The 211-nt window shown below is 38.4% G+C and carries 1 pseudogene; it reads right to left on the minus strand.

Annotated elements, in window-relative coordinates:
* Positions 1-16 precede the first annotated feature (16 nt).
* A pseudogene (locus V6255_RS18935) lies at positions 17-211 on the minus strand (peptide ABC transporter permease); the annotation flags it as partial.

Genomic DNA, 211 nt, shown 5'->3' on the forward strand with positions numbered 1-211 from the left:
AGTGTAAATAATGAAATTAACGAGATAGAGTGTCTCTTCCTAAATCATCAGTCGCAAGTACATTGTTTATATTACCACCTTCGGCCCAATAGGGAGGCAGAAGCTTACTTTCAGGATCTTGTGCTAAAGGGGAGTGAGGCATAAACCAAGGAGAGAATATAGAAGTCATTATTAATATAATCATCAGCCACATTGCAACGACAGCAATACT

It is taken from the genome of Psychromonas arctica (assembly GCF_038155225.1).
GTDB classification, from domain to species: Bacteria; Pseudomonadota; Gammaproteobacteria; order Enterobacterales; family Psychromonadaceae; genus Psychromonas; species Psychromonas arctica_B.